General features: G+C 58.1%; 14 protein-coding genes. 5 read left to right on the plus strand and 9 right to left on the minus strand.

All coding sequences use genetic code 11. The annotated features are described in order from the left end of the window. Window positions 1-193: 193 nt before the first annotated feature. The 4 genes from AWB69_RS15580 (at window position 194) to AWB69_RS15595 (ending at window position 4,393) form a co-directional block, all read left to right on the plus strand. On the plus strand, window positions 194-382 hold the full coding sequence (locus AWB69_RS15580; RefSeq protein ID WP_156528863.1) for a hypothetical protein: 189 nt from the start codon (window positions 194-196) through the stop codon (window positions 380-382). A gap of 468 nt (window positions 383-850) precedes the next feature. Then, window positions 851-1,990, plus strand: coding sequence for an HPP family protein (locus tag AWB69_RS15585; protein ID WP_062086180.1), 1,140 nt, complete (start codon window positions 851-853; stop codon window positions 1,988-1,990). Between the two features lie 73 nt (window positions 1,991-2,063). Continuing rightward, on the plus strand, window positions 2,064-2,477 hold the full coding sequence (locus tag AWB69_RS15590) for a MarR family winged helix-turn-helix transcriptional regulator (protein ID WP_062086182.1): 414 nt from the start codon (window positions 2,064-2,066) through the stop codon (window positions 2,475-2,477). A 104-nt stretch (window positions 2,478-2,581) separates the two neighbouring features. Continuing rightward, the gene (locus AWB69_RS15595; protein ID WP_062086185.1) at window positions 2,582-4,393 is read left to right on the plus strand and encodes a chloride channel protein; all 1,812 of its coding nucleotides are present in this window, start codon (window positions 2,582-2,584) and stop codon (window positions 4,391-4,393) included. A gap of 120 nt (window positions 4,394-4,513) precedes the next feature. Here AWB69_RS15595 and AWB69_RS15600 read toward each other — a convergent pair whose 3' ends face one another. Further along, window positions 4,514-4,813, minus strand: coding sequence for a hypothetical protein (locus AWB69_RS15600; RefSeq protein ID WP_062086187.1), 300 nt, complete (start codon window positions 4,811-4,813; stop codon window positions 4,514-4,516). A gap of 443 nt (window positions 4,814-5,256) precedes the next feature. Here AWB69_RS15600 and AWB69_RS15605 point away from each other — a divergent pair, with 443 nt between their 5' ends. Further along, window positions 5,257-5,532: a DUF4148 domain-containing protein gene (locus AWB69_RS15605; RefSeq protein WP_062086189.1), complete on the plus strand. Its 276-nt coding sequence runs from the start codon at window positions 5,257-5,259 to the stop codon at window positions 5,530-5,532. Window positions 5,533-5,627: 95 nt separating this feature from the next. On the opposite strand, the gene AWB69_RS15610 is transcribed toward AWB69_RS15605, so the two are convergent. The 8 genes from AWB69_RS15610 to rpoD form a co-directional block, all read right to left on the minus strand. Then, window positions 5,628-6,740: a porin gene (locus tag AWB69_RS15610; protein WP_156528867.1), complete on the minus strand. Its 1,113-nt coding sequence runs from the start codon at window positions 6,738-6,740 to the stop codon at window positions 5,628-5,630. A gap of 154 nt (window positions 6,741-6,894) precedes the next feature. Further along, on the minus strand, window positions 6,895-7,563 hold the full coding sequence (locus AWB69_RS15615; protein WP_062086193.1) for a response regulator transcription factor: 669 nt from the start codon (window positions 7,561-7,563) through the stop codon (window positions 6,895-6,897). After that, complete coding sequence (locus tag AWB69_RS15620; RefSeq protein ID WP_062086354.1) at window positions 7,564-8,970, minus strand: sensor histidine kinase; 1,407 nt, start codon at window positions 8,968-8,970, stop codon at window positions 7,564-7,566. 39 nt (window positions 8,971-9,009) lie between these two features. Beyond that, window positions 9,010-9,864, minus strand: coding sequence for an ABC transporter permease (locus AWB69_RS15625; protein WP_062086195.1), 855 nt, complete (start codon window positions 9,862-9,864; stop codon window positions 9,010-9,012). A 16-nt stretch (window positions 9,865-9,880) separates the two neighbouring features. Further along, window positions 9,881-10,678, minus strand: a complete 798-nt coding sequence (locus tag AWB69_RS15630) for an ABC transporter ATP-binding protein (protein WP_062086197.1) — start codon at window positions 10,676-10,678, stop codon at window positions 9,881-9,883. Window positions 10,679-10,710: 32 nt separating this feature from the next. Continuing rightward, entirely contained in the window at window positions 10,711-11,757 is a 1,047-nt protein-coding gene (locus tag AWB69_RS15635; protein WP_062086200.1) for an ABC transporter substrate-binding protein, read from the minus strand. Window positions 11,758-12,418: 661 nt separating this feature from the next. Next, window positions 12,419-12,625 (minus strand): 5-oxoproline transporter, DUF979 family subunit, encoded by a 207-nt coding sequence (locus AWB69_RS15640; protein ID WP_062086202.1) that lies wholly within the window; start codon window positions 12,623-12,625, stop codon window positions 12,419-12,421. Between the two features lie 676 nt (window positions 12,626-13,301). Continuing rightward, window positions 13,302-15,923: an RNA polymerase sigma factor RpoD gene (gene rpoD / locus AWB69_RS15645; RefSeq protein ID WP_407923040.1), complete on the minus strand. Its 2,622-nt coding sequence runs from the start codon at window positions 15,921-15,923 to the stop codon at window positions 13,302-13,304. Between the last annotated feature and the right edge of the window lie 77 nt (window positions 15,924-16,000).

Consider the following 16,000-nt stretch of genomic DNA (forward strand, 5'->3'; position numbering starts at 1 on the left):
GGAGGATAAGTCCGGATTTTTGTGAGGGGACCGGAGCCCCGCGAAAGGAGGGTAACGCTGTAATCACGGAAGCGGCCCGTTGGCGATCTTCCTTCACCAACCGATCTCCCTGCACTGCATCCGCAGGAGTTGTTCCCCCGGCTGCAGTGCCACAGTCACGGTTCATTTCCCGGAGCGATAGCAACCGTCGGCAGTGAACGAGATGCCGGAGGTGCGCCTCATGTTCCTGGCTCGGGAGTGGGTTGGCCTGCTCCGCTCGAATAAAAAAAAGGCACCCAGAGAGCGCCTCAAAGTGAATCCGTTTATTGTTTTTGGTTTCTCCCTACTGACCTCCAATGCCGACGGCGCCTCAACAAACGAATTGAAGCCATTACCGTGGTGACTTGGAGATGCGCCGATACATGAAGGTACTAACGGCATGAATCGGTCAAACTTGAGGGGGATAGGGAATCTACGCATACCAACAATATCAACGTACCCAGAAACAGCACTCCGAAAGGCATCTTTCGTCCGTTCTGCCTTCTCTCCACGGGCAACCAGCTCTCTCGATCCCTGCGCTCCTGATCTCGATCATGTATCATACCGTGATGTATAAAAAGATGCAACTTTCGTAGTGCACGGACTTCCGAAGTCGCTGCCAGCTAAGCTTATTTCAGTTTTTCTGGACATAAAATGATGACCTGGCCTGCCGTTTTGCTGCGATGTCCGCCCGGAATCGACTCAGGCGATATCCTGATATATGTCATAATCACATACTTTTACAATGCATTCGGCAGGAGACACTGCCCGACAGCGAGGACGTTCCATATGACCTCGCCCGCTCACGATATCTTCCAAGTTTTCCAAGCTTATGATCCGACCTGCTCTCGCAAGCTGGCTTCTCAGCTTTTCCCCTTCACCCGTCACGCTGGGTTGGCCCGAACGTTTAAGGTCCTGTCTTGGCGCACTGATCGGCATATCCTTCACCGCGGGCGTGATGCATGTTTTCCTGGGAGACCACGCGCTCATCCCGCTCCTGGTCGCGCCGATGGGCGCCTCCGCAGTGTTGCTGTTCGCGGTGCCGGCAAGCCCGCTCGCCCAACCCTGGTCGATCATCGGCGGCAATATGGTTTCGGCGTTCATTGGCGTCGCGTGCGCAGCCTGGATCACGAACCCGATCGACGCCGCGCCGATCGCAGTGGCCATGTCAATTGGTGCGATGTTCGCGTTCAGGTGCGTGCATCCTCCCTCGGGTGCAGTCGCGCTCACCGCCGTGCTCGGTGGACCAGCCGTGCATGCTCTCGGATTCGGGTTCGTCTTTGCGCCAGTAGCCGCGCAGTCGTTTGCGCTGTTGGGGGTCGCAATCGCGTTTCATGTGGCGACCGGACATCGCTATCCTCACGCGGCGCGCTCAGCCAGGGAAACCGGCGTCCGTTCGTCAGGGGCCAGCCCCGGATTCACGCGCGAGGACCTCGAGGCGGTACTCGGCCGGCGCGACGAATTGCTGGACATCGACCCGGCGGATCTCGAATCGCTGCTTCTGGAAATACAGCTGCAATCGTATGTGCGCAGCCTCAACGGACTGAGTTGCGCGGACATCATGTCCAGCCCCGTCGTTTCAATTACACGCGGCACGACGATCGCAACGGCCGCCGCCACACTCAAGCGTCATGGCATCAAGGCGCTTCCTGTCGTTGACGACCGCGGGTTCGTGGCCGGTATCGTCACTCAGGCCGACATCGCAAGAAACATGGCGGCCGGAAAGCTTCGTGCGCTGGCGACATTCATCGAGCGATGGTTCGCCCGCCCCGGTTCAACGCTGACAGTAGCGTCCATCATGACGACCCACGTGTCCACGGTCAGCGTCACCACCTCGATCGCGAAGCTCGTTCCAATGTTCGCCGCTTATGGCCATCACCATATTCCGGTGCTCGATGCGCAGGGGAAACTCGTCGGCATGATCACGCAGGCGGACCTGATACGGGGCCTCTACCGGCAAACACACGCCTAGCCGCCGTGAATGCGCTGAGTATATATCACCATGTGATACAATTCCAATCCAGAAACCTGACTGGACTATCCCTATGAAAGAAACTTCTCGCGCGCTGAGAAAAGAAGACTTTGAGCAGCTGTCCCAGTTTCGTTACCAGATGCGCCGGTTCGAGCGGTTCTCCGAGCAGGCTGCTCAGGACGAAGGCATTACTCCGCTGCAGTACTTGCTGTTGTTGCATATCAAGGGCTACCCGGACCGGGAGTGGGCGACCGTCGGCGAACTGGCTGAAAGGCTTCAGGCACATCACCACGGAATAGTCGCGCTCGTCACGCGGTGCGAGGCGCTGGATCTGGTCAAACGAAAGCCTAGCGAAACTGATCGTCGCCAGGTCGAGGTTCATTTGCTGAAACCCGGAGAGAAAATCCTCTCACGGCTAGCCGAATTGCATCGGGCAGAACTGAAGTCGCTCGCGAACACGTTCCGCGTTCCGCAGATCGATTTTTAAGTCGGGGCATGGCAACACCGCTTGCCTTCAGTGACAGTGCAGCAAGGTCACGCCGTTCCATCAGCCGACGCAAACACATAGATCCGAATTGATGAGGAGTCGAGGTGCACGAGAACGCTTCACGAGGTGATTTTGCAGCGAATGCTCATCTGTTGCGCATCACAGCCATTGCAATAGTGATCGGCGCGTTGAGCACGGTCACGGCCTATGTCCTGCTCCACTTGATCAATTTTTTCACCAACCTTTTCTTCTTCCAGTCCCTGTCGTTCGTCAGCCGCTCGCCCGCGGGCAATACCCTCGGTCTGTGGGTGATCGTGATTCCCGTGATTGGGGGGCTGGTCATCGGACTGATTGCTCGCTATGGAAGCGAAGCCATTCGTGGACACGGCATTCCGGAGGCGATCGAAGCCATTCTGTTCGGCAAGAGCAAGATGTCGCCGAAGGTTGCGGTGCTCAAGCCACTTTCTTCCGCGATCGCCATCGGCAGCGGCGGTCCGTTCGGCGCGGAAGGGCCAATCATCATGACAGGCGGTGCGCTGGGGTCCCTGCTCGCACAATATTTCCACCTGACCGCGGGTGAACGCAAGACGCTGCTCGTCGCCGGCGCCGTAGCCGGGATGACGGCGGTGTTCGGTACGCCCGTAGCGGCGGTCCTGCTCGCGGTCGAACTGCTGCTGTTCGAACTGCGCCCGCGCAGCCTGCTGCCTGTTGCCGTCGCGTGCGCGGTGGCGGGTTTCACGCGCCCTCTCCTGATCGGCAGCGGTGCCCTCTTCCCGCTGCAAACCATCCCGTTGGGTCCGCTCGGCCTCGTCTCATGCGTGGTTGCGGGTCTCGTGGCGGGCGCAATCTCGTGGGGCCTGTCATCGGCGCTATACAAGGTCGAGGACCTCTTCGGAAAATTGCCGGTTCACTGGATGTGGTGGCCCGCGCTTGGCGGTATTGCCGTGGGCATCGGCGGATATTTCGAGCCACGCGCACTCGGCGTAGGCTATGACGTGATCGGCGATCTGCTGCATAACCATCTTGCTATCAGCGTCGTGGCCGGCTTGATACTGGTGAAGGCGATCATCTGGGTCATCGCCCTCGGTTCAGGCACATCAGGAGGCGTACTCGCTCCGCTGCTGATGATGGGTGCGGCCATGGGAACTATCTTCGGACCGTTCCTGCCCGGCGGGGAGCCCGCAGTGTGGCCGCTGGTATTCATGGCGGCGACGCTCGGCGGGATGATGCGCGCCCCGATCATGGCGACCGTGTTCGCGTTCGAACTCACGCACGATGCCAATGTGCTGTTGCCGCTGCTCATGGCTTCGGCTGTCGCATACGGATTCACGGTGCTGCTGATGCGGCGCTCCATCCTTACCGAAAAGATCGCACGCCGGGGTTGTCACATCTACCGGGAGTACGGCATTGATCCGCTCGAACGCCATTTCGTCGAGGAAGTGATGACGCGCAAGGTCGAGACGATCGATGCAGATGCGCCGGTCGCTCAAGTGCTGGCGACCTACTTTGGTGAAAAGCAAATGCATCGCGCGTTTCCGGTGACGCGGGACGGCGTCTTGGTAGGAATGATCGGGCGCGACGGATTGATCGCGCGAACGGACAATCCGGCCATCCAGGTAATGAGTGACCTCTTCGGCGCAAACACACCGATCATGGCGTTGCCAGGGGAGACCTGCCGGATTGTGTCCAACCGGCTGGCAGTGCATGGACTCGAGCGCTTGCCGGTGGTGTCGGATGCGCAGTCACGTCATCTGGTGGGCTTGATAAGCCGTAGCGACCTGGTGAAGCCGTCGCTCGCCTTCTTCGAGGAAGAGGAGCGGCGCGAGATGTTCCGCCGCTCTCCCCTGCACCACCTGAAACAACGGTTTGCACCGGTGAACGGGCATAAAGACGCCGCAACCCGGGAACGTCCATAAGCCTCCCGGCATGCGGTTCCTCTGGTCGGGTGACGCATTGATCGAAGCCACGAGTGGCAATACGGTTATCGCGCTCGCAACGGCAAGCGCGATCAGGCGTCATCCTTCTAGCCGACCAGGCTAACCCGGGAGTTCATAGCAACTCAGCTGCGGCGCGGTGTCCGGATCCGGATAAGGCGACCAGGGTCCCGACAGCAGGCGTAACGGTTGAGTCGCAAGGACTTCCGCCTCGTTTTTCTCGCGCAAGGTCAGCGGGGGAGTTCCTGCGGGCGGAGAAACGGCGGCTTCGTTGACCGCGCATCGGACGGCTTTTCCGTCTTTCAGCCGGACATCCGTTGTGTAGGATGAACTGATTGTCGATGCACACGAAGCCGAAGCAATCACCGTGAGAGCAAGTAGTACTGCTTTAAGCGATTTCATCACAGATCCCCTCGTGCCTGATTACGTCACGGCACTTCTTCATTTCTATCACACCTGGTATTCGCCAGAAAGACCTTCGGGGTTCATCCCGGTCTGGGCACGCTAGAGAAAACGGGTGAATGAACGGCACGTTCGACGCTATCCGCAATATCACGTCTCAGCGAATTGGGTCGCGAGCGATAGTGAATCGAATAACGCTTATCAAAGCGCTTAATTCAATCTACGTCAGTCGTGTTTGTTGCCGTTACCGGGAACAAACAATTGACTGCGTGCGGGGTCAGCAAAACAAATCCGGTCGAGATGACAAATTCTTCATCTTCTCGTCAGCTTGCTGTTAGAGGGATTTTCGTATCGTGTTCGAGTGTTTGAAGCACAGGCGAGATCATCCAGCCGTGCCGGTCGAAGATGCTCTACGAACGGTCAAATGATATTAGGAATGCTCTATGAAAACCACACTCAAGCTTCTTGTCCTTTCTCAGCTTTTGATTGTCAGCACGGCTTCCATGGCGGAAGAAACGCTGACAGCGCAGCAGTGCAACGACTACCCGTTTGTCCATACCCAGGGACCCGTTACACACGCGCAGGTGATGAATGAACTCTACGAACTCGAAGCGGCCGGTTACGACGCAAGTGCACCCAACGCGCCTTATCCGGATAATCTGAACGACGCGCAAAACCGCCTTAGTGCGGAATATGCGCGGGACTGCAAAGCGCGGTGAACGGTAAGCCCTTGGTAAGCCTCAGCACTCATTCGACCGGGCTAGCGCGGGTCGGATGCCGGAATTACAAAGCCGACACCGCGCCCACCCACCGTTCAGAAGCGTGTACGAATGCCTGAAGTCAGCTCGAGCTGATTGTTCGCGCCGAAGGTTGTGGCAACCGTGTAGCCGCCATGCAGCTTCATGTAGTCGCCGGCAATGTACACCTCGGTACGCTTCGAGAGATGATAGAAAACGGATGCGTAAAGCGTCTCTTTGTATCCGTTGGCAATACCGTTTGTCATGCTGAATGTCCCTATGTTCGCGTTCGGGACATCTCCGTCGCTGTTGTACGCCGCGTTCTTGACGTGCATTTGCTGATATCCGACCTCGTAGTCGAAGGCGCCCTTCGGCGCGAGCTTCAACGACACAGTCCATGCGTTGTCATGGCGCTGCCCCAGTGCTCCCTGGTCACCCGTGTAGTGGAAATAGCCCGCGTTCACGCGGACGATGCTAAACGTATAGTTGCCGCCGGCCGAATACGACTGGTTGATAAATCCAGCGTTATCGGCGTGACTATAGAACGCTGAGAGATTGAACGGGCCGCCGTTATAGCCGAGTGCTGCCTGGTAATTCGAGCCCGTCGGGAAAGTGGTGGTGTTGCCGAACGCATAACCGGCGCTCATGAACAAGCCATTGTTGAAGAGCTTCTTCCACGCAATGCTGTTGTTGTAGCGCGTGCCCGTGGCACTGCCCGCATAGAAAATGAGCTGCTTGAAATTGTTGGCGTTGGTCCAGCCGCCTTCCTCGGTCGTCAATGCAGCGCTGCCGTACGGATCGCCATAAATCGTCGAGGCATCGCGCGCGATCGTGTTCTGAAAGCCTGCCGTGATCTTGCCCACCGTATCGTCTTGATAACCAACCCACGCGTCGCGGTCGAAGATCTGACCCGGGTCCTCCATCTGGCCGTCGCTCATGCGGTATTCGCTTTCCAGCCGGAAGATGATGTGCGACCCGTTACCGATGTCTTCGACGCCTTTGAGACCCCAGCGGCTGCCGCTGAACCAAGGCTCACCGCCAACGCCCATGCCGACCACGTGATCGCCTTTTGCGTCGGCGTGCGTTTGATAGGACGGTGCACTCAGGTCGATCAGCCCGTAGAGCTGGACGCTTGACTGTGCGTGCGCGCTTCCGGCTATCAGGGTGCCTGCACTTGCAGCCAATACCATGTAGGTCTTTTTCACGACGTTCTCCTCATGACTTCACGTTGGAATAGGTTTTAATGATTCGTTCGATGCCGAACAAAGCTTAACTACCCCAATCCTTCGTGAAACTTTCACGAGCCCCAGAAAAACGTCGGTGGAAATACCGATTACCGCTTATTTAAGGTATCCGAATAATATAACCAAGACCGCGCAATGTCATGATCTGCGCAGTCGATACCGCCAGATGCTTGCGCAGCCGATGAATGTAGATGTCGATGGCGTCAGCGCTGGGCTCGTCATCGATTGCGAATACACATTCCATCAATGCCGCCTTCGACACGGTCTTTCCCTGGCGAAGGATCAGCGTCTCCAGGATCGCGTGCTCCCGGCGCCGCAGACGCAAAGGTTCGTCTGCGACAAAAAACTCGCGTGACTCGAAGCGGTATTGAAGATCGCCGCAGACTATCGTCTGGCTTTCGTCTCCGCCTGCCTTGCGACGAATGATCGCTTTTATCCTGGCAACCAGCTCGCGCGCGTCAAATGGCTTGACGACGTAGTCGTCTGCGCCGGCCGCGAAACAAGCAACTTTGTCATCAGTCGATCCGTTGGCGGTCAGCATCAGGACCGGAACGTTGTCACGTCCACGACGCAGGCGCGTCAGCACGTCCTTGCCGTTAATGCCTGGCAGGCGCAGGTCAAGAAGGACCGCGTCGTAGCCTTTCGTCTTGAGCAGGGTCTCCGCCTGCTCTCCGTCCGCCGCCCAATCCACCATGAAGTGTTCGGCTTGTATCAGGTTGACCACCCAGCGCGCCAGATCTGCATTGTCTTCCACCAGCAGCAATTTCATTCATCGCCCCTTTTCTTCGGCAACCGCGCTCACCGGATCGCACCATAAGGGCATGGTAACCGTCGCAAGCAGGCCCACACCTCGTTTGCCGGGTGTGAGCGTCACGGTACCGCCATGCCGATTCGCAATCTCGCGCACGATTGACAAGCCGAGTCCGGAACCCTCTGTATCGGTGGCTACGCGATAAAACCGCTCGAATACCCGCGAGCGCGCTTCCGCCGAGATGCCGGGTCCGTTATCTATCACCTGGACCACGGCGCTGGCGCCGCTGCGCTGCGCCGTCACCGTAACCCACCCTCCCCGTTGCGTGTAGCGCAGCGCGTTATCGACCAGATTGGTCAGCAGCGCGGTCATCAAGGTCTCGTCACCGGCCACGCACATGTCGTCGCTGATCTCCGCACCGAGATCAATGTCTTTTTGTTGCGCAAATGCGACGAGGTCCCCGAGTACCCCTGAGATCGCCGCACTCAGGTCGACACAATCCTCGCCACGCCCCGGCTGCGAAAACTCCGTATGCGCGAGCAAGAGCAGCTTGCTGGTAAGCACCGCCATCTTCCTGCTGCTTTTATGCATGCCCGCGAGCGCTTCGGCTAGTTGCTCATCCTCGCTTGGCCGCTGCCGGGCAAACTGGATCTGCGTGTCCAGAAGCGTCAGCGGCGTTCGCAACTGGTGCGCGGCGTCGGATATGAACTGGCGTTGCGTAGCCGCCTGCAGGCTCATGCGGGAAATGCACTGGTTGATCGCATCGACAATAGGCCGAAGCTCGAAATGCAGTCGTTCGGCGCGAATCGGCTGCAGTTGGGATGGCGCCCGGTCGGACACGTCATCCTTCAACTTCATCAGCGGCCTCAACTCGAAGGTCAGGCCGAAATAGACGAGCAGCATGGCCAGCAGCAGCATTAAAACAAGGCGGACAAGCTGGGGACGCCATTGGTCCGCTACCATCGCGTCCCGCGAAAACTCCGTCTTCGCGACCGCCACCGTGATGTTTTCCACGCGCCCGGAATCGAACAATGGACGGACATACACAGCGGCACGCACACGCCGGCCGTCATTGAGGACGGCGTTGTAAAACGCCGGCGTGGAAGAGTAGGTGTCTGGCAACGGCAGGTCGGGGTTGCCCGCCAGCAGCCTGTTGTGTCCATCCACGATCTTGTAGAACACATTGTCGCGCTCGGGCGACTCGAACAGTTCGAGGGATGCCGGCGGAATCTGCACGACGATCTCGCCATTGTCCCAGTCGATGTCTTCGCCAATGATCCGCATAGACGAAATCAGCGTGTTGTCCTGCAGGAGATTCGCGGTGGACCGCGCATTCTGCAAGGACATGATTCCGGATATGCAGACGAACACCGTCAGCGGCAGTAAAAGCCATCCTAAAAGCCTGGCCCGCAAGCTGCCCAATATCACGAAATCACGTTCCCCGAATAAGCATGAAATAGGTGTTTAAAACGCTGCAGGTTTCCATTTGAGGAGACGCCGCTCGACACTCGTCAAAAGGTAATCGGCGGCGAGCGCAACGACTGCAAGCACGATCATGGCGGCAAACACACCGCTTGCGTTGAATGCGCCCTGCGCGGTCGAGATGAGCAAGCCGATGCCCTGCTTCGAACCGAGAAATTCTCCGACCACCGCGCCCACTAGCGCGAACCCGAAGCTCACATGCAAGCTGGCGAGTATCCAGCTCAGGGCTGACGGAATCACAACTGTCATTGTTACCTGATGCTTCGACGCCCCCAGGATTTGCGCGTTTGCGATCATATACCGGTCGGCTTCGCGAACTCCCTGGAATGCATTGCCGAACACCACGAAAAACACCATGACGACGGCCAGCGCAACTTTGGAAGCCATCCCGAGACCCAGCGCAATCACGAACACCGACCCGAGCACGACACGGGGTATCGAATTGGCGATCTGAATATACAGGCTGAAAACGTCGGACAATAATTTGTTGCGCCCTAGTGCTATCCCGCACACGATACCGCCTGCCGCACCTATCAGGAAGCCGAGCACGGTCTCCTCAAGCGTCACGAGAACTTGCATCCAGAGCGGCCCTTGCGACGTGCCGTTGGTGAACCACTCCACCAGTTGAAGATAGATCAGCGACGGCATCGAGAAGAAAAAGGCGTCGATCCATTTCATGCGCGCCGACAGTTCCCAACCACCGAGAGCGATGACCAGCACCGCGATGCGCAGTGCGATGATGGTCCATTTGCGCATGCGAATGCGCCGCTGTGCTATCTGTTCATCCCGGGCGAGTGAGACCGCGTCGAGTTGTTTCGGCAGGGCTGTGTCCTTCATTTTTATGCTTCCGTGATTAGCCAATTTGCACTTCCTCGCGCAAGTCGTGCCAGATATCCCGTGAGATTTCAATGAAGCGCGGTTCATACCGGACTTCGGATGTCACCCGCGGGCGAGGAAGATCGATCTCGTACACCCGCTTGAGCGTTGCCGGCCGCGCGGTCAGCACGAAGACCCGGTCTGCAAGCGCGATCGCCTCTTCGAGATCATGGGTGACGAACACAACGGAACCCGCATTACCCGACCACAACTGCAGGAGCTCGTCCTGCATAAGCGTGCGCGTCTGCATGTCCAGCGCGGAAAACGGCTCGTCCATCAACAGGATTTCCGGGTTGTTAATGAACGTCTGGGCGAGCGCCACGCGCTTTCGCATGCCGCCGGACAACTGATGAGGATAGTGCTTCGCAAACTTGTCGAGGCCAACGCGGCGAATCCAGTCGTGAGCAAGTTCGTGCGCCGCCGGCTTTGAGCGGCCGCGATAAATAGGACCGGCCGCGACGTTATCGAGTACCGAGCGCCAGGGAAATACCGCATCTGCCTGAAACACGAAACCGATGCGCGGGTCGATGCCATCGACCGGCTGCCCCATGACGCGAACCTCGCCCGTTGTAGGCTTGAGCAGCCCGGTAATCATGCTGAGCGTGGTCGACTTGCCGCAACCGGTCGGCCCTACGATGGCTACGAACTCCCCCCTCGCAACCGACATATTGAACTCGCGTAACGCAACGGTCGCGTGGCCATCCGGTGATATGAAACGGCACGACACGTTGCGAAACTCAATCGCAGGCCCATTTTGAGCGGTGACATGATTCATTGGCTGCCTTTTGTTGATGTGCGTACTGTTGCTTACTTCACCTGGCTCACGAACTGGTTTGTGAACGTGCGCGACAGGTCGATATGCTTGTCTTTCACCGACGGGTTAAACCCAGCGAGCACCTTCAGCACGGTGTCGGGTCCGTCGGAAGGCATCTTGCCGTCGGCGGTGTACATGGGCAGCGAGGCCTTCAATGCGCTCACGTACAGTGCCTTGTCACTGCCGTAGTAATCCTTGGGCATCTGCGCGGCGATTTCGTCAGCGGTATGCGTATGCAAGTACTGCAAGGTGTGGACAAAAGCGCGGGCGAGCTTTTGCGCTTCGTCCTTATGCGTGTCGAGCCAAGCGCTCTGAACGTAGAGACTCGACGCGGGATAGGTTCCACCCAGCGCGGCGCGCGTGCCATCGAGGCTGCGCATGTCAACCAGGACCTTCGCATCGCCGGATTTCAGCAGTTGCGACACGGTCGGTTCAGTCGTCATTCCCGCGTCAATCCGGTTTTGCTTGATAGCCGCAATAAAGCTGTTGTCTGCGCCGACAGGCAACACCGTATAGTCAGAGTTCGGTATGCCTTTCAGATGCGCGAGGTACTGCGTGAGAAAGTTCGTCGACGAACCAAGCCCGGTCACGCCAAGGGTCTTGCCCTTCACGTCGGCCATGCTCTTGATCGTGTCTGCCTGTTTGGTCGCGACCATTTCAACTTCGCCCGGCACCTGACCGAATATGACGATAGCTTTGACTTCCTTGCCCTTCGCCTGCAAATCGATTGAGTGATCATAGAAGCCGACCACGGCTTGCACGGCGCCGGCTAGCAATTCATTTTCTGCGTCCACGCCGGCGGGTTGCGATAGAAGCTCGACATCAAGGCCTTCAGCTTTGAAGTAGCCGAGTTGTTCGGTGAGACGTGCCGGGAGGTAAATCAGCTTGGTGATCCCGCCCACCATAATGGTGATTTTCTCCGGCTCCGCTGCGCGCGCAGCCTGGGTGAACGCGCAGAACGCGCAGAACGCGCCAAGCGCCAGTACCGATGAGACGGCGTGCTTGCCCAAACGATTATATTTTCGTGCAGCGAAGGTCATTTTTGTCTCCGTTAATCCCGATAAGCCGGGTGGCGTCAATTGATTTAAACAGCTTGATAATCGCCGCTGAAATTCTACGGTTTGCAATCCTTCGCCAACCTTTCACGCCCACGAATTTTCGTTTGAACAAGGGTTTGCCATAGGCATGGTTGGCTTGGAGAGTCGAGGGCACCCAGTTAGTCGAAGTACGCCGGCGTCCGTATCAGACGGATTGCGAAAACGTCTAATCGGCGTGATCAAGCTGGGGTAACTCAAAACTGTCGCAAGGGACGGAGGATCAAGAATTGCGGCGGCATTCCAGTCAGTAACGGATCGGGACACGATCCTCTCGAGCCGGGCTTGGAGGCAATCGGGGTCGAAAGGCATGATCCATTAAGGATTCCTTCTGGTATGGACATCGCTTAAAAAATCTGCCGCAGCGTCGCTGTCGATCAGGAACAACCTGATTGGTGAACCTGACATCGCACGATCCACATCGACCTCGCACATCCGGCCGAGACTACCCTCATCGGGCGCTTCGCACGTCACGTCAAGAAAGAACCCGCAAGCAGGTCGGGCGGTCGTGGTCGCCGGCATCCTGCCTGGCAGCGTCGTCAATGCCGGCGCGACGAGTTGATCGATGCTCGGAGCGATCGTGTTGTCCGTCGCGGCGCCGAGCCGGTCAGATCAGGTAATACAGCGGGCACATGTTGACGACGAGCACGATCATTGCCGTGGACGCCTGTCCCTTGATCACGCCATAACGGTCAGGCAACTCCAGCAAGGCCGCCGGGATCAGGTTGAAATGCGCGGCCACGGACGTCACCGGCATCTGCGGCAGGACGAGGGTCCAGCCGACCACATCGGTCAACTCGCGCGACTGGCGCACCGCCTGAGCGATCGAAACGCGAGTATGACCAGCTTCAGCAAACGATCGAAGGCGACTTACCCCACTTCGAGGGTGCAAACGGCGGGGAGCGCACACGAAAGAAAAAAGCTCCCTGAGGAGCTTTTTAAAGGTGTTTGGTGGGCCTCCCGTGAGTCGAACACGGCACCAACGGATTATGCTTACCAGCTACGGTTTTCACCGCCCCTTTCGGGTTTGTGGTCTGGACTGTCTCTTGTCTTTACGACCTGCCCGTTCAGTCTCTACACGTTCTCTCTAAGAGAGCTTCGCTCGGGATTGCCACGCTGCCAAGGCAGCAGAGGTTTCCCCGAATTTGAGCAGTTCTACCGAGGGGCAGAGCTAACTTACCCCAAGGCAACCCATTCATGACTCACCATGCCGTGCTGCATGGTTTAGGTGAGTCCTTGCTAAGTCCGCTGCTCTAACCAAGCATGAGCTAGAGGCCCTAAGAACTGAATATTTTACCGTATCCCAAGACTATCAATGCGAGGAACTTGAGTAGCCTGCGACACAACCTGATCATGTAACCTGATCACACGACGGCTTTTTCATCCTCGCAGAGGTCTGCGAGTTTGCCTTGAAACGGTCTATAAAACAAGCGCGGCGGACCTGTTCGGCCCGCCGCGCGCTTGAATCTCACAATCTCACCAACCCAACATCAATTCCCTTCCAGGAACGACTTGAGCTTGTCCGAACGGCTCGGGTGACGGAGCTTGCGCAGCGCCTTCGCCTCGATCTGGCGAATCCGCTCACGCGTCACGTCGAACTGCTTGCCCACTTCCTCGAGCGTGTGGTCCGTGCTCATCTCAATACCGAAGCGCATCCGCAACACCTTCGCCTCACGCGGCGTCAGCGAATCGAGCACGTCCTTCACCACGTCGCGCATGCTGGCATGCAGCGCGGCGTCAGCCGGCGCCACCGTGTTCGTATCTTCGATAAAGTCGCCAAGATGCGAGTCGTCGTCGTCACCGATCGGCGTTTCCATGGAGATCGGCTCCTTCGCGATCTTCATGATCTTGCGGATCTTGTCTTCCGGCATTTCCATCTTTTCGGCGAGCGTTGCCGGATCCGGCTCAAGGCCGGTTTCCTGCAGGATCTGCCGCGAAATACGGTTCATCTTGTTGATCGTTTCGATCATGTGAACCGGAATCCGGATGGTGCGCGCCTGGTCGGCAATCGACCGCGTAATGGCCTGGCGAATCCACCACGTGGCGTACGTAGAGAACTTGTAACCACGGCGATATTCGAACTTGTCCACCGCCTTCATCAAACCGATGTTGCCTTCCTGGATCAGATCCAGGAATTGCAGGCCGCGGTTCGTGTACTTCTTGGCAATCGAAATCACGAGACGCAAGTTCGCTTCCGTCATTTCGCGCTTCGCCTGACGCGCCTTCAGCTCGCCGGCCGCCATCTGACGGTTGGTTTCCTTCAGGTCCTTCAGCGGCAACACAACACGCGCTTGCAGATCAAGCAGACGTTGCTGCTGTTCGCGAATCGCCGGCACGTTACGCGCCAGGATCACGCTATAACCGTGGTTCTCGGCAACGACCTTCTCCGACCACTCGAGATCCGTCTCGCTACCCGGGAAACGGGCGATGAATTCGGCGCGCGGCATGCCGCATTTGTCGACGACGGTATGCAGGATCTGACGTTCCACCTGACGCACTTCGTCCACTTGCGCGCGCAGCGTGTCGCACAGGCGCTCGACGGTCCGCGCGGTGAAGCGGATGGTCATCAGCTCGCTCTGAATGGCTTCCTGCGCCTTCAGATAAGCCTTCGACTTATAACCTTCCTTCTCGTACGCACGGCGCATCTTGTCGAACCACTCGCTGATCAGCGAGAACTTCTCAAGCGACGCACGCTTGAGCGCTTCCAGTTGCGCGGCGTTGGCGTTGGCCTGAGCGGTGGTTTCGTCGACTTCTTCCTCGTCCTCGTTCGGCTCTTCCTCTTCTTCCTCTTCGCTTTCGATAGCTTCCGCTTCCTGCTCGGAGAAACCGTCGGCGTCGGCGGCGTTCGGGTCGATCAGGCCGTCCACCAGTTCGTCCACGCGCGTTTCTTCGTTCTGCACGCGCTCGGCCATGGCCAGAATGTCAGCGATGGTAGTCGGGCAGGCAGAAATGGCCATGACCATGTGCTTGAGGCCGTCTTCAATCCGCTTCGCGATCTCGATTTCGCCTTCACGCGTCAGCAGTTCGACGGTACCCATTTCGCGCATGTACATGCGGACAGGGTCGGTCGTGCGGCCGAATTCGGAGTCGACAGTGGAAAGCGCGACTTCAGCTTCCTCTTCAACTTCATCGTCCGATGAAGCCGCCGGCGCGTTGTCGTTGAGCAGCAGCGTTTCAGCGTCAGGCGCTTGCTCGTAGACCGCCACGCCCATGTCGTTGAACGTGCTGATGATCCCTTCGATAGCTTCCGTTTCCGTGAAGTTATCGGGCAGGTGATCGTTGATTTCAGCGTAGGTCAGGAAGCCGCGTTCCTTGCCGAGCTTGATCAGCGCGCGCAGCTTCGCACGCCGCTCCTCGAGCTCTTCAACCGTACCGGGCGCGCTTGAAGCGAACGCGTCCTTCAACAGCGCTTTTTCCTTCGCACGCCGGTCGCGCGCCTTGACCTTTTCGACCTTCGCCGCAGGCGCGGCTACAGCATCCGCAGCGGAGGCCACGGCCGGGTCGGCCTGCACGTTTTGCGCGTTCTGCGTTGCGTCGTCATCGACGGGTACTTCGTTCAGCTTTTTCGTCATGGAGTTCGCCGTACCGGCTTTAGTCTCGACTCGCGGCTGCTGGACGACAGCCGATGGAACCGTGGATACAGAATATGCGCGCGCTGCCTTGTCCTGCGTACCCTTGGCAATGCGCCGCCCCGAGTCCTGCGCCGGTCCCCGCTTCACGACGCGTACGCGAGCCAGCTTCGACCCCTGCTTCGTGTTGCGTTTCCGGCCCGCATTAGCAGCCGCTTCCGTTGCACTCGCTTGCTTGCCGGCCGAATTTCCGGCCTTACCACTCCTGCCAGTCTCGCCCGCCATCAGGCCGACCTGATCCCTCGACTGACCCAGCGTCTTCTTGCCCACCGGCCTCACGGCTTTCGCCGTCCTGGCCGGTCCCGCACTCACTGCCGACGCAACCGAGTTTTTTTTCTTCGTACCCAATGGAGGAGAGGGAACAGCAATCGCCCTGGTCTTCGACACTCCGGGGGAAGGAACTGACCGGCTGTGGGCCACTGCCCGTTTCGACTCGCTCGAGCCGCGTACCGTCGTTTTCTTCCCGCTAGCAGTCTTAACCATGCGTGCCTCACCTCTTTCGCAAATGAGCACAAAAGTCAAAAAAACAACTTGCTGAAAACCTTTAATTGTAGCATGTA

This window comes from Caballeronia udeis (genome assembly GCF_001544555.2).
GTDB classification, from domain to species: Bacteria; Pseudomonadota; Gammaproteobacteria; order Burkholderiales; family Burkholderiaceae; genus Caballeronia; species Caballeronia udeis.

Coding starts and splice junctions, on each gene's coding strand:
- AWB69_RS15585 (WP_062086180.1), top strand. CDS start 851: ATGATCCGACCTGCTCTCGCAAGCTGGCTTCTCAGCTTTTCCCCTTCA.
- AWB69_RS15590 (WP_062086182.1), top strand. CDS start 2,064: ATGAAAGAAACTTCTCGCGCGCTGAGAAAAGAAGACTTTGAGCAGCTG.
- AWB69_RS15600 (WP_062086187.1), bottom strand. CDS start 4,813: ATGAAATCGCTTAAAGCAGTACTACTTGCTCTCACGGTGATTGCTTCG.
- AWB69_RS15605 (WP_062086189.1), top strand. CDS start 5,257: ATGAAAACCACACTCAAGCTTCTTGTCCTTTCTCAGCTTTTGATTGTC.
- AWB69_RS15610 (WP_156528867.1), bottom strand. CDS start 6,740: ATGGTATTGGCTGCAAGTGCAGGCACCCTGATAGCCGGAAGCGCGCAC.
- AWB69_RS15615 (WP_062086193.1), bottom strand. CDS start 7,563: ATGAAATTGCTGCTGGTGGAAGACAATGCAGATCTGGCGCGCTGGGTG.
- AWB69_RS15625 (WP_062086195.1), bottom strand. CDS start 9,864: ATGAAGGACACAGCCCTGCCGAAACAACTCGACGCGGTCTCACTCGCC.
- AWB69_RS15630 (WP_062086197.1), bottom strand. CDS start 10,678: ATGAATCATGTCACCGCTCAAAATGGGCCTGCGATTGAGTTTCGCAAC.
- AWB69_RS15635 (WP_062086200.1), bottom strand. CDS start 11,757: ATGACCTTCGCTGCACGAAAATATAATCGTTTGGGCAAGCACGCCGTC.
- rpoD (WP_407923040.1), bottom strand. CDS start 15,923: ATGGTTAAGACTGCTAGCGGGAAGAAAACGACGGTACGCGGCTCGAGC.